The following is a 23,037-nucleotide window of genomic DNA, read 5'->3' on the forward strand; positions in this document are numbered from 1 at the left end:
ACAAACAAGCTGAGTGACAAAAAGCAAACTAAAAAAAGAGGGCTTTATAAAGGCCTTTAAACCTATGTGTATTGTTTTCATTTTAATTCTCTTTAGTTTTCAATAAACGTCAAAACTTTGCATAAAACAAAATTCAACGATCTGTTTATTAACAAAAGAGTAAAAAAAGTATAATTGCTACCCCACCCCAACTAAATTGAACGGAAGCGGCAATGAACAATTAGTGGTATTGGACGTGCAGAGAAACACAGGTGGTAATTCGATACTGATACAGCCAATAAAGAAGTTGAGCATTTTGTGCAATCAACTGAGCACTGTGAACTTACATATATCATCCGTGTTAAACAATGGATGAAACGTTTACGTGAAGATAATCAAGCCTACCATCCTGATATTGTTGCCAATAATGTATACGACACACAGGCAATACAACGTCAGCTAGTAACTGGTTAAATGTTTCATTTCAATACTGAACAATTCAGAAACAATCGGACTATAAGCTTGGCAAATTTTCCGTTCACACCTATTCTTAAATACACATCGACTAAAAAACAGCTAGATAAGGTTAATCAAGCATGGTGCCGCATAAAAAAGCTTCTTTATTTTTAACCTTATTATTTAGTGTTAATACCTACGCTGAAATCACCTTGACCTCAGCCCAAGGCACAAGCAACGAACGAAAAACTTATGCTCATCAATTATTGCAAGCAGCTCTAAACACAACTGCCGTTGACAACCATATAGACAGCGTTAAACAAGTGCCCGTAAGTTATGGCTACGATGCCCGCACCTATTTAGTCACGAAAGGTCAAGCGGATGTGACTTATTTTCCTGCAGAAAAACAAGTTGAAAAACAACTAATACCGATACGAATTCCTATATATAAAGGATTGATGGGCTATCGTTTTTTATTGATAAACAGCAAAACGCAAGCAAAATATGACGCTATTATGGATGTGAGCCAACTAAAGGGCTTGATTAAAGGCACAGGTACTCGTTGGCGTATGACAGAGGTATATGAGTCACACAACTTTTTAAATGTGAAAGCCGAAAAGAACCACAGCTTATTTAAAATGTTAAACGCGGGTCGCATTGATTACACAACTAGAGGGGTTATTGAAGCAGCAGAAACATTGAACTCGATTGAACGGCATTTCCCAAACCTCAAAATAGAAAACAGCATCCTTTTGTATACCGAACTCCCTATCTACTTTTTTGTAGGTACCCACAACCCCAAACTAGCAAAACGCATAGAAGCAGGTTTGTTACAAATGATAGAGTCTGGTCAATTTGATAAGATTTTTTATGCCTTTTACAAAACAATTCCGACCAGTTTAACCTTAAAAAACAGAAAGGTTTTCCATGTGGAAAACCCCTTTTTAAGCACAGAAACCAAAGAAAACGCACTCAATTTTTGGCAGCAGCATAACAGCCCACTGCCATTTTAATACTAATTATTTGTTAGCTTCTAATTCAAGTTTACGCATGTTAGCTTCGATAAAATAGAAATCGCCATAAATAATTGGCGTGTCTATTTCACCACCGTTGCCGAAATCGCCAGTAGCTTCAGATAACACAAAACCTAAACCTAAGCTGCTGTCACGTCCTTTACCTTTGCGGTCAGTACGATACTCAGCCGTTAACTTAGCCATAATTTTGTCAGCCAAAGCAGCATATTTGGCTTTTTCATCTTGGTCTTTGGTGTAGTTGGCGTAGCGATACAATGCAGCTGCATAGATGGCAGCGGCTGACGTATCTTTCGGCACTTTAACATGGCTGTCTGAATAAGCTTGGGTGCCACAAGGTATTAACTTATCGCCTTGGATAATTTTTTCACCATGCCAGTTAACCTTACCCTCAAGGCGCTCAAGAGATTCGGTAGACAACATTGATGCCTCTAACGTCATAGGCTTATAGCCTACGTAAGGCAAAATATTATCTTCAATTTGCTTGTCGCATAAACCTAAAATGCCGTGAAAAACAGTGGTGTCTTTGGAGATATTTTCAGCGTATTCATAGGCATTGTCGCGTGTAGCAAAATAATCCCACGCAGGTACAACATCGTCTTGCAACAAATGTTCAATACTGCCATACAAATTACTCAAATGCGCTTTAAAATCAGGATAGGTCGACAAATCTATTTGCGCTTGTTCCATCGCTTCAACAACGGTTACGAAACCGTATAGTGACCAACCTTGGCCTCGTGCCCATGCTGATACATTCCCAACACCTTGCCAGTTCCCAGGTTTATGCGAACCATAATCGAATACGTGGTACGACAGCGGGTACTGTTTTTGAGTGTCAGATTCATCATAAAAATAATGATTAATGCTTGTGTGTTTAGCGTGGTTAAAAGCTATTTCGTGATAACGGGCATTGTCGCTGGCAAACAAGTATTCCAAGTTCATCATATTGTCGACGATAACAGGGTAAGTCCATGGGTTTGACAATGTATACATGTCTTTAACCTGCTCACCATCTTCCAAGGTCAAAATGCGCATACGTGGGATCCAATCCCACGAGCGAATTAAGCCAACTTCATCTGTGTAACGCGTCGCCAATGTGGCACGGCCAACTTCCAATGCAGTTAAGTATTCAGCTCTCGTTTTTTCGTCTAAACCATCATAATCAAGGGCTTCGCCAAATGAATCGTATAAAATAAAACCTAAATCGTGAGTTGAGCCACGTTTGCTTTCAGAAAACAGCGTGTTTTGATAATAGCGCGCTGTTTCGTAAAGCTTCTGTTCTTCACCAGCTTGCCAATTGTTAATATCATCCTTAGCTGACAACAACTTCCATAAAACACCTGGGTAAAAACCGTTAGTCCATTTCTCCGGCAGTTCCATATGGATTTCATCTTTTTCTTGAGAGCGCGGCACACAAATGGTCTCAGGAGTTGCGTCACAACCTTCTTTCATATCAAGGTGACGTTCATTCGCAACATGCTCGATAAGCTTTAAGTACTGATTTTTTGCAAAAGACAAGTTATCTCTGGCGGCATCAAGGGTGAAAACTTGGCTCGCTGCCGACGTTTCTGCAACTGGCACCGAGCTTGTAGGTTCAGCTGACTGTTTACTACAACCTAAACTAGCTAAAACGCAGCCAGAAACAACTGATAGCATAAAAATACGTTTCATCGACTTCCTCTTTGTACTTTATTTATATTTGAATAAAAGTGACTGTTGTTGACTAGTTGAGTCTAACACAGATTTTTACAATCAAATCAAGTTAGTCACAATTTCATTCAAGTCTAGCAACAAGTTTAAAACAAACCAAAATTGGCCTTACCACCTTACACGGCAGTATAAATCAATACTCTTTACAAAAACAACCTTAAATTAGGTAAAGCACACATATTATTGATACAAAACCTTAACAGTATGTCGCCCAGCACCTATTTTTTCCAATTCCACACCGCCATTAGCATGTGTAAATTCAGCTTTTTTGCCATTTACCCACACTTGCTCAATTTTTTTATCAAGCGCAATAGGCAAAATGATTTGAGCTCTAGCATTACCAGGGACAGATACCACCAAGGTAAATTCAGCGCCGAGTTTTTGCTCAATTTCCACTCGAATGGGACCTCGAATACTAGGCACAGTACCTGCTACATAGGTTAAATTGCTCGGCTGTGGCGCAATTTTGAAGCTTGTAAACCCAGCCACCAGTGGCTGTACACCAAGTAAGTAACGGCCGATGATATTTCCAGGGACGGCACCCCACGCGTGATTCCAATCTTGATTTGGTTTAAATTGGTCGTCCCAAGCTTCCATTGTTATGGTAGAGCCTTGGCGAATCATGTTATACCAACTGCGTATTTCCGTAGAAGTTAACAAACTTAGAGCATAATCAGCTTGCTTGTGCATGTACAAGGCTTCCATTAAGTACTGCGCAAAGTACACACTCACGGCCATACCTTTTTGTTTGATGAAATTAATAATTTTTGGCACTTTATCTTTAGGCACTAAACCGACAGCTAAAGGCAAAATATTTGCATGCACGGCGCTGTGCTTTGAACCAATACCATCAATATACAAACCTGTAGCTTCATTGAAAAAATGCTGGTTAAAAGCTTGATAAACGCTTTGCGCTTTGTGTTGGTAATAAGCTTGCTCTTGTTCCAACCCTAAAACCCCCGCTATATCAGCCATTTGTTTAAGGTTTAAATAATAAAATGCGTTTACCACTGTATTTATTGGTACTAAGTCATAATTATCACGCTCTGACGGCGGCCAATCGACAATATCACCCATTTCCTTTTCCCTGTTTCGTTTAGGGTAAGTCGACAGCAATCCGAGGTCTCCTTCAAACTGTTCTAAGGTTTTTTCAGCTTTAAGCTGGTGATAAAATTGCGCGAGTGATTCGGTATCTCCTGTGTACATCCAATCTGTCCATGCCATCATTACTGAGTGTTGTTTCCATTCAGTTGGCCATGTAGGGTTTTGCATCAGGTATTCATGTGAATGACGAGCTAAAGAAAATTCGTCATCAACATAATAGTGAGAGAGTTGATTGATATATGCGTCAGCTTCATAAGGGATGCGTTCACGATCACCATCAACATACACGCCAGCAAAACTAGTTGCTTTCATAGTGTATTTACATAATTGCCAAATGGCATCTAAAGTAGAGTTTGAGGACACAAAGTCAGATTGGTTGTCGTCAAAAGGGTAATGTAATTTGACTAGCGATGCTTGAATATTTGATATTTCAATGTCTTTGCCATCAATTTCGACAAACCTAAAGGGCGCAACGCGTCCAAATCTCCCTGGGATGGCAATCGCTACTTCAGGCTTAGTGTTACGTTGGTCTTTTGGTGGATGTACTGCGTAAACATCTGAATTCTGACTTACATTTAAAGGAACTTTATAGTACCTAACACTACTCCCCTTGTGTAATTTTGAAATGATCCCCTGCTCTGCCCCGTCTGCTACACCGCGCTCAGCAAAATGAACGTCTATTTCACCGGCTTTGTCCGTCGTCAGTTCAAGTTGCAAATAGCCAAATGCGACTTTACCAAAATCAATAAAATATCGGCCTGATGGCAGCTTGGTAATGATGACAGGTTTAACCGCAGTGCTCTCAACGTCATATCTACTCGCTAATTTGCTGGGAGTGGATGAAATACTAAATAGTTGCGGAGTTGACCAAGCGGATTGATATAAATTCTGTTGACTATCCTGAGTCCAAACTCGAACCCGCCATTGATAACTCTGGCCTACACCAAATTCATAACCTGAAATGCTTCTAGCGAGTGACTTTTCATCTAGTATTTTCCCCGAATCCCAGAGCTTGTCACTTGGCAACATAGCCGAAAAGTGAATATTCGCGGGCAGTATTTGAATTTGGTATGCAGTCTGCTTATAAAATTCTGGGTGATTGGGAAGTTGCCAAGAAAATTCGGGTGATAGGTCTTTGATGGCAGATACCCTCTGCCCTTTTAGTAGCTCAACTCTAGGCTGCTGCGGAGCATCTACCAAACTCAAACCTTGAAGTTCCATAGTTGTAGCACAGCTCAGCTGCAGCAAAACGAAAAATACCAATGAGAACAGTTTACCCATAGCAGCAATGTTCCAATATTAGATAACAGGAGAAAAAAAGCCTCTAGTTTTTGACCAAAGGCTTTAAAATAAGCGGAACTGGTGTTTTACAAAACCATATTTCGCTGCTGAAGTGGATACCATTCCACTAATTTTTTCTTTAATTTATCGACGATCTGTGGATATTGTGTCGCCAAATTAGTGGTCTCGTATGGATCGTCAGTGACATTAAACAACCTAGGCGGTTGATTAATTTGCTCATGGTATTTTTGATAACTGACGTTTTTACCATCATAACTTACGATAAGTTTCCAATCACCATCAATAACCCAACGATACATTAAGGTTGATTCAGGATTATTTAAGTCATCCATATCATGTGCAAAACCTTCACCGTAAATGGTGTCACGCCAGATAGCAGATTCATTTTTAAGTTGTCCATATAAATTCAAACCAGGTAACTCTTTTGGAACAGGCAGACCAACGGCACCTAAGATTGTTGGAACAATGTCAATACTGCTGGTCATTTCACTACGCATTTGGGCAGGAAATTGGCTCGGCAGTGAATAGATAATAGGTGTACGCACACCACTTTCATTCGGACTTTGCTTCGATTTTGGTAAAAAACGATCTGTTTGTTGTGGATTGGTGATCCAACCATTGTCAGATACATAAACAACCAGCGTATTGTCTTTTAAACCACTCTTTTCTAAGTGGTCAAAAATTTGTCCGTTGGTTTCATCAAACCACTCTATCATCGCATAATATTTTGCGACTGATTCTGCTAAACCTAAATCCTGGTATTTTTTGTAAATTCGTTCAGGTGGTGTATGTGGTGTGTGTGGCATAAATGGCGCATACCATACGAAAAACGGTTTATCCTGTGCGGCTGTTTTATCAATAAAATCAGTTATTTCCTTTACGCCTTCGCGACCAATTTTTAATCCATCGTCGCCATGGCGACCACCGGGTTGAGGAAATCCTCTAGTCATCCCCTCGTCAAAACCACCACGGCTGTAGTTACCTTCCCACCATTTTCCGGTTTGTAAAGAAACATAACCTTTAGGTTTTAACATGTCGGCTAAGGTTTCTACTTGATCAATTTTGGCGATGATTTCAGCTCTTTGCTGCGCGTATAAATCCCCTTTTTTCCCTCCTGGTAGCTCTCTTGAGGGATCATTGCCTGTTATGCCGTGTTGGTAAGCGTAAAGGCCTGTTGCAATGGTAGCAAGCGATGGCCGGCACAATGAAGTTGGTACATAACCACGCTTGAACGTAACCCCTTCATTCGCGAGCTTATCTAGATGTGGGGTTTTAACGATTTCATGCCCCATAAAACCGTAGTCATTCCATGCATGGTCATCCGACAACACTAATAATATATTGGGTTGCTTTTCAATTTTGTTATGAGCGTTATCGGATTGTGGTGAACTTGTCAGTTGGCTACACGCAGTTATTGTTAAAACTGCGACTAGCAAGCTGACTTTTTTAAGGATCGCGTAAAACATTCAATCTCCAGTAAAATTTACCTAGTATCACCCCTATTATATTTCACAAACACTCTTTGTAAATCAAACACATTATTTTTATTGACTATTTGTGATTATCGGTGATTATATTGATACAGTTTATATACATATTTCAACATCGCCATGCCGTCGAAAACAACTAGCACTTCAACAAGCTCTTTGATTTGCCCGTCGCTATTTAGTAGTACCGCTGGTGTTGTCGCAATCAAAGCTAATGCAAGCTACTTACGGCAAACTAACGTAAGCTCAAGCGGTAGCGATTTGCCATTAGCTGCTAAAGGTAACGCAAACTTATTACAAACCACACTGAAAAATGCAACTAACACAAATAAATTGCGCAAGACTTCTGGGCCTTACCAAATTGATAGAAAAGTTAAAGTGATCCTACTAAACCCTTTGCAAGTACACGCTAAACACGCAAAGTATTTTGCAATCAGCAAACTAGTCGGCGAGTTATTAAATTTAGAGGTCCGAAAAAAACACTTGGCGAAATATGACGAATTTACTGACACAAGCGATAATTTTGTTATATGTAACAATTACGTCGAGCGAGCTTGCGATGGCACAACCAACCAGTAAACGAGCCACAGACAATATAACTAAAACCAATAGTGTAATTAAGTATGTGTGCATCGCAATCAGCAGAATACATTTACTTTCAGGGCGAATATCGCACGACACCAACTTTAGCACTAACAAAATTATGAGTGCGGTTAGAGTAATTTCACCTAAGCGTGTCACCAACGCGATAATAAAAAATAATGATATTTCTCAACTTGGTGATAATGAAGCTAGCGAAAACGCGTCCATTGGTGCTTGCGGTAAGCATTACGAAGGCATTGGTTCAGACGGCGTCCAGGGTAATATACAAATATTAGATACTAGAATTATGGTAGTTGAAGGCAACCGAGTAAATTCCACTCCCACCTACGGAATTGTTACTCGCTCGTTTGATAACCGCCCTACTACAGCATACCAAGCTCGAAACAATCCGTTTGCAGCTTTAAATCAAAATACCTTAAAACTTCAGTGAGTAGAGTAAATATGGAATTTACAAAAAAAACCACTTTAGCGGCAACGCTAATTATCGGGACTTTTAGCTTTGGCACTTGTGCAGCAGATTTGTTGAAAGCAAATACGTTATTCAAACAGCAGCAATATACTCAAGCAGCAGCAGAGTACAAGCAGGGAGCAAAACTAGGTAGTGCACATTCCTACTACCAATTGGGTCTCATGTATGCAAAAGGTTTAGGTGTGCAACAAGACCAATTAAATGCACTCATTTATTTAAACTTAGCCGCACAACAGAACTACCATGACGCAGCAAACTTGCTAAATAAAATGACTGACAAATTACCTGCTGCGCAATTAGAACTGGTTCAGCAAGCACTGCAAGCCTCGGTAGAACAACAAGCTCAGGCAACAAGCATCTATTTACCTCAAATCAATCACGCTAATTTAAATAAAAAGTTTACTTTTGAAGGTGAGGCCGAACTTGAAAAGAAAGTATACTTAGACGACTTGCAAGATGAACTCGACTTAGGATTGGGTCAAGACTTTTCCGATTCATTTGAAAGTGACGGTGATGAGTTTTCAGACAGCAGCGATATACCTTTAATAACAGTAAAAACGCCCTTCCTAATACTAGAGCATGAAGTCGCTCCCGACGGTTCAATTCGTTATATTACAGAAATTCAGAAGCTAGGTTCGGTGAATCGATACACCGAAGCTTACAAGCTGTTTCCATTGCCCAAACCAACATTTGATGGCAAACCAGCTGAATTTATTCATAGGGGGTATATTGGTGCAGCCATTTATGACAAGTTCGATTTATCCGACGAACGATCTTCCTTGTATCGAGAAGTACGAAATATCGCTAGAAAGGGTAAAGACAGCCAGGACTTAACAGAGCAGTATCAATTTGCTATGGCGATGCTTAATTTTCCATGGTTAGAAGAATCACCAGGCCAAGCAGAAAAACTCCTACTAAAATTAGCTAAACAAGGGCATCCATTAGCTATGTATGAATATGGCTTGAAACTCTATCGAGAACAAAAAAATATTCCTCAGGCAATACGCTGGATTGCCGAAGCAAGTAAATATGGTCTCGCTCGTGCAGAGTATCGTTTGGCGCGCTTCATTCAAACGAGTCCATGGCTAGTCAACGACGAAGAAAAGGCATTGTTTTGGTATGAGTCTGCTATGGAAAAAGAACACAAAGCCGCGACAATTCGCGCCGCTGAGATCAAGCTGTTAGCTAACAATGAAAGTTTGCGCAATGTAGATACTGGCATTAAGTACTTGGAGATGGTAGCAGATACGCAAACATCTAACCCGGAATACTTTTATTTGTTGGCTCTATCTTACAAAGATCGAGAAGCTCGCGATTTTAAGAAAGTCGTCGAAAATTTGGAAAAAGCAATTCGTATGGCGGATAGGGCAAATTGGGATGTTAGCGAATGGGAAGACTTACTTTCTGAATTAACTACGGGTCGAGTATTGATAGTCGAATAACCAATTTAATGTTAGATTTTTATCCTTTCGAGCGCTCTAGTCTATTGAGCGCTTTTTTTTTGCAAAAAATTCAACGTTGAATTTTTTCGTAAAATATCACGCACTTCTTTTATTTTTTCAAACTCAGTTCTACACAATTCTGTTTAACCACAGCTACAGACATCAATATTTCGCTAGAAGAATTTATACCTTTTTAAGTGGCTTTTTATCTCCCCCCTAAATCTTAGTAACCGTTATTAGGAGACACTTCTATTAAATTAAATGAGTTCGAAGACTTTCTAACATCATGGTTGCAGCGTGAAGCACGTAAACCAAGAAAGCAACGAAAATCGATCAAAAATCTATTCCAAGATTTACTGCCATTAGGTTACAGCGGCTCCTACGACTGAGTTGCCGCATTTGCCCGACATTGGCGGGATGAACAAAAGTTCGCAGCCTCAAAGCACACCTATATGCCTTTACAATTTGCACCTAGCGAAGCATTCCAATTTGATTGGGGTGAAAACTGGGCACATATTGATGGTAAGAAAGTTAAGTTGCAGGTTGCTCATTTTAAACTGTGCAACAGCCGAGCATTCTTCATTCGAGCCTATTACTCACAGAGTCATGAAATGCTATTTGATGCACACAACCATGCGTTTAGAGTGTTTCAAGGTGTCCCTGAGCGTGGTCTTTACGACAACATGAAAACAGCTATCGACTCAGTGCAAAAAGGTAAAGCGCGTGTGGTTAACCTTCGATTTTTAGCCATGGTCAGTCATTACCTGTTTGAAACTGACTTCTGTAACCCTGCATCAGGTTGGGAGAAAGGCCAAATTGAAAAGAACGTGCGCGATACACGAACAATCATCTGGCAAAGAGCGCCTAGAGTTCAAACCTTAGCAGAGTTGAATCAATGGCTAGAAGAACAATGTATATCCGAATGGCAAACACGTCGTCATCCACAATACAAAGCTAAAACCATTGAACATGCATGGTTAGAAGAGCGTACACAGCTGATGAAAGTTGTGGCGCCGTTCGATGGGTTTATTGAACAAAGCAAACGGGTATCTTCAACCTGCCTAATTAACTTCGATAGAAACAAATACCCAGTTCCAGCCAGTTATGCAAATCCTAGAGTCAGCCTGCATGCTTACTCAGACAAAATTAAGCTTGTGACAGAAGGCCAACAAGTTGCCGAGCACCAAAGAGTATTTACACCCAATCACGAATTACCGCCTCGCGTTATTTATCAATGGCAACATTATTTATAGGTTGCGCAACGTAAACTAGGCGCACTGCGTAACGGTGCACCATTTCAAATGTTGCCAAAAAGCTTTAAACATCTGCAATCTATTCTGTTAGCGCGAAAACGCGGAGATAAAGAGATGGCTGAAGTATTGTCTTTGGTTCGACATCACGACGAAAAGCTTGTTGAAGAAGCAATAGAAAAAGCATAGGAAGCAGGTAACCCATCAAAAGAACACGTAATCAATTGCCTAAGCCGTTTGTTAAACCCTGTGCGAGTTGAACCTATACCAGTGCCAACCAAACTAAAATTAGTTACTGAGCCCACAAGTGATACAGCACGTTACGACAATTTAAGAGGCAAATATCATGCACAATGAAGCTTTATTAAGTACGTTAAAAACACTCAAGTTACATGGAATGGCCAGTTCAATAACAGAGCTTGCATCACAAAATTCGCCTGCTTATCAGCGAGCCCAACCAATCTTAGAAACTTTACTGAAAGCCGAAATTGCGGATAGAGAAGTTAGAAGCATCACTTATCAAATGAAAGCAGCGAAGTTCCCTGTATATCGAGATTTATATGGCTTTGATTTTAATGACAGTAACGTAGATGAATACTTAATCAGAGGATTGCATCGTTGTGAATTTATTCAAGATAGCCAAAACATCGTGTTTGTTGGTGGCCCTGGTACTGGAAAAACGCATTTAGCAACCGCAACAGCAGCTCAAGCCATTCAACATCACCAAATGAGAGTTAGATTCTTATCAACCATAGAACTTGTTAATACGCTCGAAAAACAAAAGCAAGCTGGCAATATAGGCCGCACGGCCACTCGACTTGCCAACTGTGATTTAGTTGTCCTAGACGAATTGGGCTATGTGCCCTTTAGCCAAGCTGGCGGAACACTATTATTCCATCTACTCAGCAAATTGTATGAGCAAACGAGGGTGCTGATCACAACCAATTTGAATTTTACTGAATGGTCAAAGGTGTTTGGTGACACCAAGATGACAACAGCACTATTAGACCGACTGATCCACCATTGCCACATCATTGAAACGGGTAATGACAGTTATCGTTTTAAAGAATCAACAAAGAAATCTAAGCAGAAAAAGAAGTAGCAATCGAGCTTGAAATATCGTCTAAATAGACCCGCTTGGGTGGATCACTATTCGGTGAAAATGGTGGATCATTTTTAAGTGCAAATTAAAGATAAAAAGTTTTTTAAGCATAAATATAGATATGGCGATGCTAATTTTAGTTGGATGCATGTATCACGGATGACTAGAGCGTTGAGCAAGCTCACCAACTGGCAACAAAATTCCTACTTATGCTTGATGAGTTAGAATAAATTTTCAACGACCAAATTTTAATCTGCGGTTTTCATCCGACGAATTAAATTTGTCGTAAACCAAGATATAGTAGGGCGGCGAGCTATCAGCATCAAAAAGTTTGCACTCTCCCACCCAAAAATTCAACGTTGAACTTTTCCTTATATCGCAAGTTGAATTTATTAACGTAGTGGCAGGTAATGTCTTGAGAATAAAGAGGGTAGAGGAAATTCAACGTTGAACACATAAAAAATCTAAGTTCAACGTTGAATTTTTTAACTGTTAAAGTTCATTAAGCAGTTGGATGATTCTGTCCAACTTATCTCTATGTTTAGCGTCGACTTCCAACGCTAATTTACCAGATTTCATAACCTTTGTTTTGATCCCACTGACCTTAATTCCGTTCCAAGTATCAGCCAAATCGTCATCGACTTGGTGCGTTACCACTTTAGCGCCCGAAGTTAACTCCATTACTTCATTTTGTATTTTTAACGCAATCGCCTTACATTGTTCCTCGTTTAACAAGAAATCACTGTCCCATTGCCCATACTTTTCTTTAAGGCTTTCGGATGCAGCGAGTAAACACGTTTGATCTAACTTTGTCAAAGCGACTAGAAAACGTACACCAATATACTTGATAGCAGGAAATAACTTGAATAACGAAGAGGGTAGGGCAGATATTGTTAAAGCATGATGTGCCGTACCTCGACTCACAGAAAATTGATTCATAACATCATCAACTTTAAATGACACGCTACTGTCTTCTTGTTGTTTTTTTATAGACAAAGCAAGGTCTGTGGTTGTCGGTACACCATGAATATCAGCAGTAACAACAAAAGCCTTTTCATCTTCTTCGTCCATTTCAGCGGTGACCCATACATACAATTCACCATCTGTTAACTGAGATACCGCAAAGGAGCGCTTCATTCCCTCAATTAAAACCATGTTTTCAGCAGAACCAACGGCTTTGGCTGGGTTTGAATTACGTTTATGCTCCTTAATTGTATCAAAAATATCATTTACTGAGGCGAGTGTGAAAAATTCGGAACTACGTCGATTAAAACGCGATTTCTTCACTTTCTGAGAAATGTCTTGGCTAGGTACTTTAACCATACGAAAAGTATATTCTTTTCCAGTCGCAGGGCCCTCTAGGCGCATCACATCTCCCGCAATAAGAGGCTTCATTGTGCTTCTAGCACTCTTATAAAACTGCTGTGTCATTAGAATTCACCTCCAGAAACACTCTCTAAAAAGCGTAAAAATTCATCTTTTAACGTTTCCGTATACGTTAGTGCTTTATCTAACTGCTTGTCTGAACACAAATTTTCGACCTTTCGGATGTCAAATATAGTACATTGATTTCTTGCAGCCGCTTCAAAAGCATAAGAACTAACAAGTTGGCTACTAAAAATGTTGTCACCCAAGACTCGGCGTGCTTCATCCATCATGTGTTTATCTCGACCAAATTCGATATTGTAATTAGTTGCTAAGCACTTAAACCATTTAACATTCTCTCCTTTGTTCGGCAACATTTCTAGGTTAATCGGCAAGTTGCTTAAAAAACTACAGGTACTGTGCCAGTCAAGTTCACGTGGGGTAAATGGAACTACTATGCCATCACAGGCATACTGAGCGGACCAAACTAGAGGATTAATATGGGGACCTGTATCAATTAATATAACATCATAGTCATTTTTAACTTTATCAATAACAGTCTCTTTTAACCGCTCCACGTGGTTCAAATTGCCAGTTTTAGCATAATGCAGCCATGCCGATTGAGAGAATCTTTCATCTTCAGAAAACGACGGGAGTACGTGTAAAGACGGTATATGCGTCTCATGGATACTATTGGCTAATATTTCTTCGTGCGTGAAACCTTGAGAAAGATATTGTCGGTACAACCCCTCTTCTTCTTCATCGCCCAACATCATATCTACCGCAGTTAGTATGTCGGTTGAGTAATTCTCTTGAGGTAACAGGTAGTTTCTCAGTGAACCTTGTGGATCGAGATCAATTAGCAAAACTCGCATTCTTTCATGTAAGCCAATAGCAAGAGAAGCAGCCAAAGTGGTAGCTGTAGTAGATTTACCAGTTCCACCTTTTTGATTTTGAAGGTTAATTACCTGTGTTTTGAGTCCTTTATCTGACCATTTTGGTATTTCAAAATAATCCATAAGCACATGCATGTGCTTCAAAGTAAAAAGATATTTGTTGTGTTTGAGTAAAGCCTCTGGAACTATTCCATTTGCGACCGCTTCTTCATATTTAGCTTTAAAAGTATTTCGAGACATTCGACATAATTTAGCGGCTTCGTTCATATTAACAGAATTATTCTCAATAATTCTTTCGATATCACCACTCATTCGTTGAGCGTAAACACTTTGATACCGTGAATAATTGAATTCGGTCAACTTTTCGCCTAAAGACGTTAATTTGCTAGTTACGTATGACATCCAATCACCTAATAGACACTTGTAAATGATTTATGAAATCTACAGTTATTTTTGATAGTTATCAAGTGTTTTTGAGCAAGCGAAGTATCAAAGTGAAGTATAAATATTAAATTAGCGTCAGTTAATATAAGTTATGATGAATGAACTTGTGAGAATTAAATAACATGCAGGAAGCAAACGTTCTCGTATACCTATACTAGTTTTTTCTGCCACCTTCCAGCTCGTATAATCCCTCTGGTGGCATAAATAACGATTATAAGAGTAACCAAGGTAGTTATTTATGCCACCTTAAGAAAAAGACGTTAATAGTCCTTATAGAAGTGGCATAAAAAACGACTTCAAAAGTCAGTCGTTGGATTGTTGCTAGTTATTTATGCCACCAATTCGGTTTTTTAGTAATCCGCAAGGGTACAAATCATTGAATCAGACTAAGTAATAAGTTATTTACGCCACTAAGGTAAAATTTTTGCTTCAAAAGTTACAACTAGCTAACATAAAACGTGATTTGAGACCTGATTTACTCTTTCACCTAGTTATTTATGCCACTTTATCCAGCGAACCTAAGACCTAGATATGGTTAAACGGTATAATAAATCAATAATTACAGATACTTATAGACAATTAGTGGCATTAATAACTAAGTTTAAACACGAAATAGGCGTTATTTTTGCCACTTTAGCTTCAATTGGGACAGCATTGACCCTCTTACTTAAGCAAGCGGAAGTTCATGTAGCCACGTTTTACCAGCCTCATCATGCTTAATACAGATTAATGATTAGTCAAAATCGAATTTTAAAGGGAGATCACAGATCAGATCTTATATATATAAATATATTTATGATCTGATCGATCAGGTTACCTTCTTTAAAAATCAATGAGTTAAATTGTAAAAGTGGACAAAATAACGTGATATGTGCAAAAAAAACGACTTAAAGTGGCAGAAATAACTAATGTGGTGGCTAAAATAACTAGCTAAAGTGGCTAGAATAACTTCGAATGGTGGCAGAAATAACTCATCAACTAAACACTATCGAGTTATTTACGCCACCATAGCAAGTTGATTTTGCCACTTGAGAAGTTTTAAATGCCACCTTTAGGGTTGGGAGCTAGTTTTTTTGCCACTTTCTCCAAAGAGTACAAGCTTTGCGTCTTAGATTTATTCGCTAACAACTTTGCATTTTGTTTTACATACAACTGTGTGCCTGTTGATGGATTCAAATGCTGAAGTTTTGATCAGATCTATATTTATATAAATAAATATAGATCTGATCGATCTGCACAGAATCACTTTAGATCATACACTTATCAAGTTAAAGTGGCGATAATAACTATATAGGTGCGAAAAAAACTACTTTAAGTGGCAAAAAAAACTATTACAGTGGCCTATATAACTTCGAATGTGGCGTTTTTGACTTACTATGGTGGCATAAATAACTATCTCAGCTATCTTGTAGATAGTTATTTATGCCACCATAGCAAGTTAGAATGGCCACTCTACAAGTTTAAATAGCCACTACAAGACACCTCTACTAGTTATTTATGCCACTTTAAAGTGGTCTTTTTTGGTTTTTTTGCGTATGTAGCCCCGCGTAAAGTGCGCTTTTATTCACTTGAGTAAAAAAAATGTAAAATAGTTACTTGATCTTATTGTGGCAATGGTATATTTTCAATGCCACTAATAGCTGGCGAGATTCGATACAGAAATGACAAAAACAAAAGATATAAGTCAGATCTACAAATCAGACAGGGTTGGCTTAATTCGTTCGGAAAATGGCAATATGACTGCCACAATGCAAAGAGCGTTTAACGCGATTATTTTATCTTTGCAAAATTATTGTATCGAGCAGTTTGGCGATTTTTCGACAGTTGAAGGTGTTTTAGGTGACTCTGTTTTAGATGTCGAGGTTGATTGGGTTGATTTTTGTAAGTCTATGGGCTGGCAATCCAATAATCGAACAAACGCCAAAACCGTTATATCTGCTCTAAAGCAAGCTCAGTTTGAATGGGGGTTAAAAGAAATTGATCCCAAAAGAATTGGCTTCATTAACGTACTCAGTGCCGCAAATATTGAAGATGGCGTATTAACGTTTCAAATCGTTCCGAGTGTACGCCGAGAATTATTAAATCACCGCGGTATCTCCGCAATATCTTATGACCTCAGTTTGACCAACCTAGCTTGGACCGATAAGTATACTGCCCGAATTTACGAAGAGTGTTTGCGTGTGTGGCGTGATGGTGAAAATCGTCGGAAATATACAGTGAACGAATTTCGAGAGGCGATAGATTGCCCCTATACTAAAGAAGGCGGCAAAATCGTTTGGGCAAACCCAGTGATGCGTGATTTCAAACGCAGAGTGTTGACTCCCTCTCAAACCAACATTAATGAAACTGACTTTGTTGACTTCGTGATTAATATAGAAACCGTTGGACGCCCTGTTAAGTTTCTAGTATTGAATCTAAAACCTAGACCCAAAGCCCGTAGAATAGCTGGTTCTCATTCGTCTGAAGCCTTAGTATTGAACAAACTAAGCGAAAAGGGCTTTATTAATGCAGCTGCAAGTTATTTTAATAAGTTGCACAGTGATGAAACATATTTTGAACAGGGGCTAGATGAAGAAGAAATACACTACATCTTATATGTGCTTGAACGATATGAAAGCTACGAAGACAAGATAAACCCAGGCGGTGAACTTAGCTATTTCAAAACGTGCCTAAAGTCTAATGTTAAAGCCTTCGAGCCTATCTGGGCCAAGAAAGAGCAAGAGCTGTTATTAGAGCGCGAGCGTATCGAAAAACAACAGTTGTTAAAAGAGCAAGAAATTAGAGAAAAAATTAAAAGCTCAATGGCTGAAGTCAAGAATAAGTACTATTCAAAAGTAGCGGATCAGTACTTGGCAGAATTACCCTCTGAAGAGCGCAAAGACTTGGTAGATAGTATCCTCGCTAAACATTTAAAGACGAATCCTTCGGCTGGTCGTTTGCTTAATGAAGCAGCTAGAAACGCAATTGTGAGGATGTATTTGAAAGAAAATAAAATGTTAAACCATCTGATTAACAAAGATGAACTTGATGCGACCCTTAAAGGAGTTGAAACTGGTATTCGTAACACATCTACTTAATGTATTGCTAAGTTTTCTAACTCCTCGTATACACCGCATGATACTCAGTTAAATCTATTCTTATTTTACATTGCAAAAAAGCCACTAATATGTCTGTGCCGTAGCAATATTGAACTGTAATTATCTAATAATTCAACTGGTCGATCTCACCTGCAAATTTTTCTAAATTACCTTTATTGACTTGTGCGTTGCATCGAGCTGTCTCTTGCTTTTTTCCATGTCAATTGCATGAATGTTGATGTGAAATTGGAATGTAAATTTAATCTTTTGTTTACAAAGTGATTTAAGGATTTAAAAACCTAAAGATTGATTCAATCTTAATCAATCATGAACATTCGAGATGTTACAATTTGAAAATCTAGGGACGAAGGTACTATAAATAAAAAATAGATAAATCTGAAATTGACATCAAAAGCTTTAATATCTAAGTATGCCGGAGATTGTTCTACCTGGGCTGAGGCGCTAAATTGTATAGTTGCTTAAAGGGATTTTTAAGTTTGTTTGTGCATGAAATACAAGGTAATTTACAAAAAATTTACTTTTTGCCTAAAAAGTGATTGATAATGATTGAAAAGTGATTATAATTAATCATGTTTCAAAATTGTTAAGTATGTCATTTAAGCAACATAGTGATTTACAAGTACAAACGACACTAAATTTAAACAAGGGTTACACAGTATGACAAAATCAACTAAGCGAAGCCAACTTCGTCTGAGCCAAATAGCCTTAGCGCTTGGTACTGCCGGTTTAATGTTTTCAGCAAGCAATGCATTTGCTGAAGAAGCGAAAAGGTTAACTGCAAAAGAAAAAGCACAAGCACAAGCACAAGAAGATACTGAAGTTATTGAAGTAACTGGTGTACGTAGCGCACTTGAAAGTGCTCTCAATACAAAACGTTCTGCGGTTTCAATTGTAGACGCAATATCGGCCAATGATATTGACGCATTGCCTGCATTAGATTTAGGTGAAGCACTACAGGCGATTCCTGGTATCCAGCTAAACTCTGACGGAGAAGGTCGTCAATCGAGCATTAGTTTACGTGGTTTAGGTAGTGGTTTTGTTAAAACTACCGCATTTGGTCAATCATTCGCGACTCCTTCGCCAGCGAGCAACTTATCAGTTGGTTCAACTAATCCATTTGCAGCTTTTGAATCAAGTGTTTTTGATGGTGTTACTGTTACTAAATCGCCAACTGCTGATATGCAAGCAGGTGGTGTTGCTGGTACTGTTGATAAAAAGCTCCAGCAAGCTTTATCTAAGAAAGATGGTACTGCCAGTATAAGTATTGGTGGTCGTTATGAAGAGTTAACTGGCCTTTGGGATCCAAATGTAAAATTATCGGGTGTTAAACACTTAATTGACGACAAATTAGCTGTAGCATTTAAGTTAGGTGCATCTGGTCAAACATTCCGTCGTGATACGTTTGACGTAATCAACTATATGGCAGTCGATGAATCTCGAGTAACTAACTATGATGCTTATAGAGAGCGTTATAAAGATATCCTTGGTGACGACGGTGTAATTAGAGTTCCAGTGCGCGGTCGTAACGTAAGTGAATTTAGTGACGGTGACCGTGTATCTTTTTCAGGTAATATCGAATTCCGCCCAACTACTGATTTAAAATTAGGTGCACACGTTTTATATTCTGCGCGTAACCTAGACAGTGGTACAAAAGAAGCGTCTACTATCGAAGCTTTACACGGCACTCGTGCTGACAGACATAACTATGATGCACGTATCGCATTAGATATGGACACTGCACCATTTGCCTATGATTTAACTTCAGATGCCGAAGATGCTGCTACTGCATTTGCTGTTAGCAACTATGATTTCGAAAATGGTACGTTGAAAAACGAAAATCGTAAAACAACTTTTGAAGAGCGCACTGAAGGCGTTATTTTATACGCAGACTACCGTAAAGATGACTGGGTATTAGATACAAGAGTTTCATATTCGCAAGCTGAAAATAATTTTGAAAATGTTGGTATTTCATTTACCCATAACCAAGATTGGAGAGACAAATTTAATTTCCGGGATGCTGAAGAATTCCGCAGGGATCTTCCTACTGTAGGCACTGGATTTAACGGTACAATCAACACTGGCCAAGGTAACTTGGACAAGGTTGAGATATCTGGTGGTTTTGATACACCTTACGTTTATGATGACTTAGTTTGGACCGTTCCTAACACTACTGGTGCGACCTTATCTTCAGTTTCCGATAAGAACCAAAACAGACGCTTGCAATTTGGCATTAATGGCCGTGTACGTGATTTAACTAAAGAATTTAGTAGCGCTGAGTTTAATGCACAACGCTTTACAGATTTTGGTTTTGGCGATGTTTTACGTTTTGAATCTGTGAAAATGGGTGCTCGCTGGTCAAGCGAAGAGTTAGATAGTATCGACCAACGTCAAAGCCCAGCTGGTCTTGACACAGCAAACCTTGGTTCACATTTATTGACTGATCAAGTGTTATCTAATGTTCAGAATGATTACTTTAACGGTAATATGCCTGGTACTTTCAATCACACTAATGGTTGGTTGACCTTTGATAATGAACAGGCTATCGCTAAGTTACAAGAAAATATCGTTACTGACCCTGCAAATCTAATTACTAATGTGAGTGGTTTAACCGTAGACCCTAACATTCAGAGAAATAGAACTGGATTTTGGGATAGCCAAAATAGAAATACCGGCGCGCCAACCAATTTAGGTTTTAATTTTGGGGCAACTCAAGACATTACTGCGCTTTATCTAACAACTGATTTTTCTGGTGACATTGGTTCTGTATTCTATAGCGGTAACTTAGGTGTTAGACATGAGCGCACGGAAAATTCGTTTAATGGTTTCCGAACAGAAAATAATCCTGATGGCAGCAAAAATGTATTAGTTAAGCCTATGGTGTTTGATGATAGTTATGAGCACACTCTACCTATGGCAAACATTTCATTCGAATTAACTGATGATGTAATGTTGCGTGCTGCATACTACGAAGGTTTAGTTAGACCAAATCTTTTGGCTCAAACACCTACAGTAAACTTTAGAGGCGGTGCAAACAGCGTAACATTAGACTTGCCGCGTTCAGAAGTAAGACCGTTTGAAGCAACAAACTACGACTTGTCGTTAGAGTGGTATAACCGTGAAGGTAGTGCTATTTCAATTGGTTACTTTAAGAAGGATATATCAAACTTATTTGCCAGGTTGGTGGGCTACTGTCCAACCGATGGTTCTAACCCTGTTGTTAATGACTTATTAGGTGACTTAGAGCGTGTCGATTCTGACGATGAAGAAAATTCATGTAAACAGGTTACAGCATTTGAAGATGATGAAGGTAACTTAGTTAACAGAAGTGTGACTATAAACTCGCACATCAATGTAGCAGATGAGCTTAACGTAGAAGGTTTTGAGCTTGCGATTCAGCAAAACTTAGACTTCTTGCCTTACCCTTGGAATGGCTTCGGTGGTGTATTTAACTACACTAAACTTAGACAAAGTGGTAGTGAAGCAGAGTTGACTCGTGTATCTCCTGAGTCATACAACTTGATTGGTTATTGGGAAAATGACGGTATCAGCTTACGTTTAGCTTATAACTGGCGTGATGATGCAAACCTACAAGGTGCTAACTCATTCTTAGGTGTAAACACAAGAACTCGTAAAGACTACGGTCGTTTAGACTTCTCAGGTTCATATGCATTAACTAAGAAAATTAAGTTATTCCTACGTGGTTATAACTTAACTGACGAAGTTGGTTATGAATATTTAGGTAATGATGAGCGTGCATTAAGCCGAATGACATACACTGGTCGTGTATTCCAAGTGTCGGCAAGCTACAAATTCTAAACTTATTAGTTTAAGAATCTAACCAAAATCCCAACAAGTTTTATCTTGTTGGGATTTTTTGCGTATTTAAACTAACCTTATTCCAATAAATAAAATAACAGTGTGGTGTGTATGGTATTAAACAATTTGGCTAAAACTATTTTAGTTAGTGCAATGACTGCAGGCGTTATTGCATGTTCAGCGACAGATACAGCTTCAACTTCCTCAAATGCTAAACAAGCAAATCAGTCAGCTGACTTAATTGCAGTTAATCCAACTTGGTTGAATCAAAGTTATGCAAATTACCGGGCAGGTGATGAAACGCTAAAACGTGTAGTTGCAAGTGTTGTTAAAGCGGCTGATCAGGCGCTTACTAAGCCAACAGTATCTGTACTTGATAAAACTTTAGTGGCGCCAAGTGGCGATAAACAAGATTACATTAGTGTTGGCCCGTACTGGTGGCCAGACCCATCTAAACCAGATGGCTTGCCTTGGATAAAGCGCGACGGCAAAACGAACCCTGCAAGTAAAACCACAGGTTCAGATAAACCGGCAATGAATGATATGTTGATGTATATCAGCAGTTTGTCTTTAGCTTATTACTATACCAAAGAAGAAAAATACGCCGAAAAAGCAGCATCATTTATTAAAACTTGGTTTTTAAACCCACAAACACGAATGAACCCTTCACTTGATTATGGCCAAGCTGTACCTGGTGCTGAAGACGGCCGACCTTACGGCATTATCGAAACTCGTTGGTTTATTCGCTTATTAGATGATATCGGGCTAATAAGTAATTCAAAACATTTTGATGAAACAGCGCAGCAACAGTTTAAAACTTGGGTGAGCGAATATACCCAATGGTTAATCACCAACCCATTAGGCCAAGGTGCATGTGACGCCCACAATAATCATGGTACCTATTGCGAAGCACAAATTGCCGCATATGCTTTATTTACCGGCCAAAAAGACTTGGCCAAACAATATGTTGAGCGAGTGTTTAAACATAGATTGGCTGAACAGGTTAAACCAAATGGTGCTCAACCTGACGAACTAGCACGTACTCGCCCAATTCATTATTCAGTATTTAATTTAGAAGCCTATGTATTTGCAGCTAGAGTAGGTGACCATTTAGGTATGGATATGTGGAACTACCAAGCCGCCAATGGCGCAAGCATAAAACAAATGATCGACTTTATTTTGCCGTCAATCAAGCAGCAAGGTTATTGGCAAAATGTTAAAGATAAAAAAATGCGTATGGGACGTTTGTTCTACTTCTTACAATATGCCCATATTAAATACGGTGATGTTAAGTACCAGCAAGCAATCTCTGATTTAATGCCATTAGTAGCAGAAGAAGATCGCAGTGAATTTGCTCAGTGTTTATTAATAATGCCTAAGCCGGATAATTTATCTTTAAGTGATCTAGTTAAAGTTGACCCAACTGGAGAAAAATCGACCTATCGTTGTTATTATTAATCGAATAATGCGTCTATTTATTGTT

The 23,037-nt window shown here is 39.0% G+C and carries 15 protein-coding genes and 1 pseudogene; 11 read left to right on the forward strand and 5 right to left on the reverse strand.

Translation table 11 applies throughout. The annotated features are described in order from the left end of the window. Positions 1–297: 297 nt before the first annotated feature. Positions 298–453, forward strand: coding sequence for a hypothetical protein (locus tag WSC_RS24890; RefSeq protein ID WP_016956473.1), 156 nt, complete (start codon positions 298–300; stop codon positions 451–453). Positions 454–575: 122 nt separating this feature from the next. Beyond that, positions 576–1,448: a type 2 periplasmic-binding domain-containing protein gene (locus WSC_RS24245; RefSeq protein WP_016956474.1), complete on the forward strand. Its 873-nt coding sequence runs from the start codon at positions 576–578 to the stop codon at positions 1,446–1,448. Positions 1,449–1,454: 6 nt separating this feature from the next. Here the strand turns inward: WSC_RS24245 and WSC_RS0113550 are convergent, their stop codons facing one another. From WSC_RS0113550 to WSC_RS0113560, 3 genes are all read right to left on the reverse strand, one after another. Then, a complete protein-coding gene (locus WSC_RS0113550; protein ID WP_016956475.1) occupies positions 1,455–3,137 on the reverse strand; it encodes a hypothetical protein in 1,683 nt (560 codons plus the stop codon). Between the two features lie 219 nt (positions 3,138–3,356). Then, on the reverse strand, positions 3,357–5,561 hold the full coding sequence (locus WSC_RS22845; RefSeq protein ID WP_016956476.1) for an alpha-L-rhamnosidase-related protein: 2,205 nt from the start codon (positions 5,559–5,561) through the stop codon (positions 3,357–3,359). Positions 5,562–5,647: 86 nt separating this feature from the next. Beyond that, entirely contained in the window at positions 5,648–7,048 is a 1,401-nt protein-coding gene (locus WSC_RS0113560; RefSeq protein WP_016956477.1) for a sulfatase family protein, read from the reverse strand. A gap of 514 nt (positions 7,049–7,562) precedes the next feature. Between WSC_RS0113560 and WSC_RS0113570 the strand changes: the two genes are divergently transcribed. The 6 genes and pseudogenes from WSC_RS0113570 to istB all read left to right on the forward strand — a co-directional run bounded on the left by WSC_RS0113570 (position 7,563) and on the right by istB (position 11,935). Further along, entirely contained in the window at positions 7,563–8,102 is a 540-nt protein-coding gene (locus WSC_RS0113570) for a hypothetical protein (protein ID WP_157447289.1), read from the forward strand. Positions 8,103–8,113: 11 nt separating this feature from the next. After that, positions 8,114–9,583: a tetratricopeptide repeat protein gene (locus WSC_RS24250; RefSeq protein ID WP_016956480.1), complete on the forward strand. Its 1,470-nt coding sequence runs from the start codon at positions 8,114–8,116 to the stop codon at positions 9,581–9,583. 401 nt (positions 9,584–9,984) lie between these two features. Beyond that, a pseudogene (istA, locus tag WSC_RS25155) lies at positions 9,985–10,575 on the forward strand (IS21 family transposase); the annotation flags it as partial. Between the two features lie 6 nt (positions 10,576–10,581). Further along, positions 10,582–10,836: a Mu transposase domain-containing protein gene (locus WSC_RS25590; RefSeq protein WP_420170089.1), complete on the forward strand. Its 255-nt coding sequence runs from the start codon at positions 10,582–10,584 to the stop codon at positions 10,834–10,836. Between the two features lie 48 nt (positions 10,837–10,884). Then, positions 10,885–11,022, forward strand: coding sequence for a hypothetical protein (locus tag WSC_RS25160; protein ID WP_016956482.1), 138 nt, complete (start codon positions 10,885–10,887; stop codon positions 11,020–11,022). Between the two features lie 157 nt (positions 11,023–11,179). Beyond that, entirely contained in the window at positions 11,180–11,935 is a 756-nt protein-coding gene (istB, locus tag WSC_RS0113585; protein WP_016956484.1) for an IS21-like element helper ATPase IstB, read from the forward strand. Between the two features lie 492 nt (positions 11,936–12,427). Here istB and WSC_RS0113590 read toward each other — a convergent pair whose 3' ends face one another. After that, a complete protein-coding gene (locus tag WSC_RS0113590) occupies positions 12,428–13,366 on the reverse strand; it encodes a ParB N-terminal domain-containing protein (protein WP_016956485.1) in 939 nt (312 codons plus the stop codon). Then, on the reverse strand, positions 13,366–14,598 hold the full coding sequence (locus WSC_RS0113595) for a ParA family protein (protein ID WP_016956486.1): 1,233 nt from the start codon (positions 14,596–14,598) through the stop codon (positions 13,366–13,368). The genes WSC_RS0113590 and WSC_RS0113595 overlap by 1 nt, the downstream gene beginning before the upstream one ends. Positions 14,599–16,301: 1,703 nt before the next feature. Here WSC_RS0113595 and WSC_RS0113605 point away from each other — a divergent pair. The 3 genes from WSC_RS0113605 (at position 16,302) to WSC_RS22860 (ending at position 23,012) form a co-directional block, all read left to right on the forward strand. Continuing rightward, positions 16,302–17,717: a replication initiation protein gene (locus WSC_RS0113605; RefSeq protein ID WP_016956488.1), complete on the forward strand. Its 1,416-nt coding sequence runs from the start codon at positions 16,302–16,304 to the stop codon at positions 17,715–17,717. A gap of 678 nt (positions 17,718–18,395) precedes the next feature. Beyond that, positions 18,396–21,554: a TonB-dependent receptor gene (locus WSC_RS0113610; protein WP_016956489.1), complete on the forward strand. Its 3,159-nt coding sequence runs from the start codon at positions 18,396–18,398 to the stop codon at positions 21,552–21,554. A gap of 111 nt (positions 21,555–21,665) precedes the next feature. Continuing rightward, positions 21,666–23,012, forward strand: coding sequence for an alginate lyase family protein (locus tag WSC_RS22860; RefSeq protein ID WP_016956490.1), 1,347 nt, complete (start codon positions 21,666–21,668; stop codon positions 23,010–23,012). Positions 23,013–23,037: the final 25 nt, after the last annotated feature.

The organism is Catenovulum agarivorans YM01, assembly GCF_000281085.1.
Classification (GTDB): Bacteria; Pseudomonadota; Gammaproteobacteria; order Enterobacterales; family Alteromonadaceae; genus Catenovulum; species Catenovulum agarivorans.

Excerpts from the sequence above, each read along its gene's own strand:
- WSC_RS24250 (WP_016956480.1), top strand. The coding sequence starts at position 8,114 with ATGGAATTTACAAAAAAAACCACTTTAGCGGCAACGCTAATTATCGGG.
- WSC_RS0113560 (WP_016956477.1), bottom strand. The coding sequence starts at position 7,048 with ATGTTTTACGCGATCCTTAAAAAAGTCAGCTTGCTAGTCGCAGTTTTA.
- WSC_RS0113550 (WP_016956475.1), bottom strand. The coding sequence starts at position 3,137 with ATGAAACGTATTTTTATGCTATCAGTTGTTTCTGGCTGCGTTTTAGCT.
- WSC_RS24245 (WP_016956474.1), top strand. The coding sequence starts at position 576 with ATGGTGCCGCATAAAAAAGCTTCTTTATTTTTAACCTTATTATTTAGT.
- WSC_RS22845 (WP_016956476.1), bottom strand. The coding sequence starts at position 5,561 with ATGGGTAAACTGTTCTCATTGGTATTTTTCGTTTTGCTGCAGCTGAGC.
- WSC_RS0113570 (WP_157447289.1), top strand. The coding sequence starts at position 7,563 with ATGACGAATTTACTGACACAAGCGATAATTTTGTTATATGTAACAATT.
- WSC_RS25590 (WP_420170089.1), top strand. The coding sequence starts at position 10,582 with ATGAAAGTTGTGGCGCCGTTCGATGGGTTTATTGAACAAAGCAAACGG.
- WSC_RS0113605 (WP_016956488.1), top strand. The coding sequence starts at position 16,302 with ATGACAAAAACAAAAGATATAAGTCAGATCTACAAATCAGACAGGGTT.
- WSC_RS0113595 (WP_016956486.1), bottom strand. The coding sequence starts at position 14,598 with ATGTCATACGTAACTAGCAAATTAACGTCTTTAGGCGAAAAGTTGACC.
- WSC_RS25160 (WP_016956482.1), top strand. The coding sequence starts at position 10,885 with ATGTTGCCAAAAAGCTTTAAACATCTGCAATCTATTCTGTTAGCGCGA.
- WSC_RS22860 (WP_016956490.1), top strand. The coding sequence starts at position 21,666 with ATGGTATTAAACAATTTGGCTAAAACTATTTTAGTTAGTGCAATGACT.
- WSC_RS0113610 (WP_016956489.1), top strand. The coding sequence starts at position 18,396 with ATGACAAAATCAACTAAGCGAAGCCAACTTCGTCTGAGCCAAATAGCC.
- WSC_RS0113590 (WP_016956485.1), bottom strand. The coding sequence starts at position 13,366 with ATGACACAGCAGTTTTATAAGAGTGCTAGAAGCACAATGAAGCCTCTT.
- istB (WP_016956484.1), top strand. The coding sequence starts at position 11,180 with ATGCACAATGAAGCTTTATTAAGTACGTTAAAAACACTCAAGTTACAT.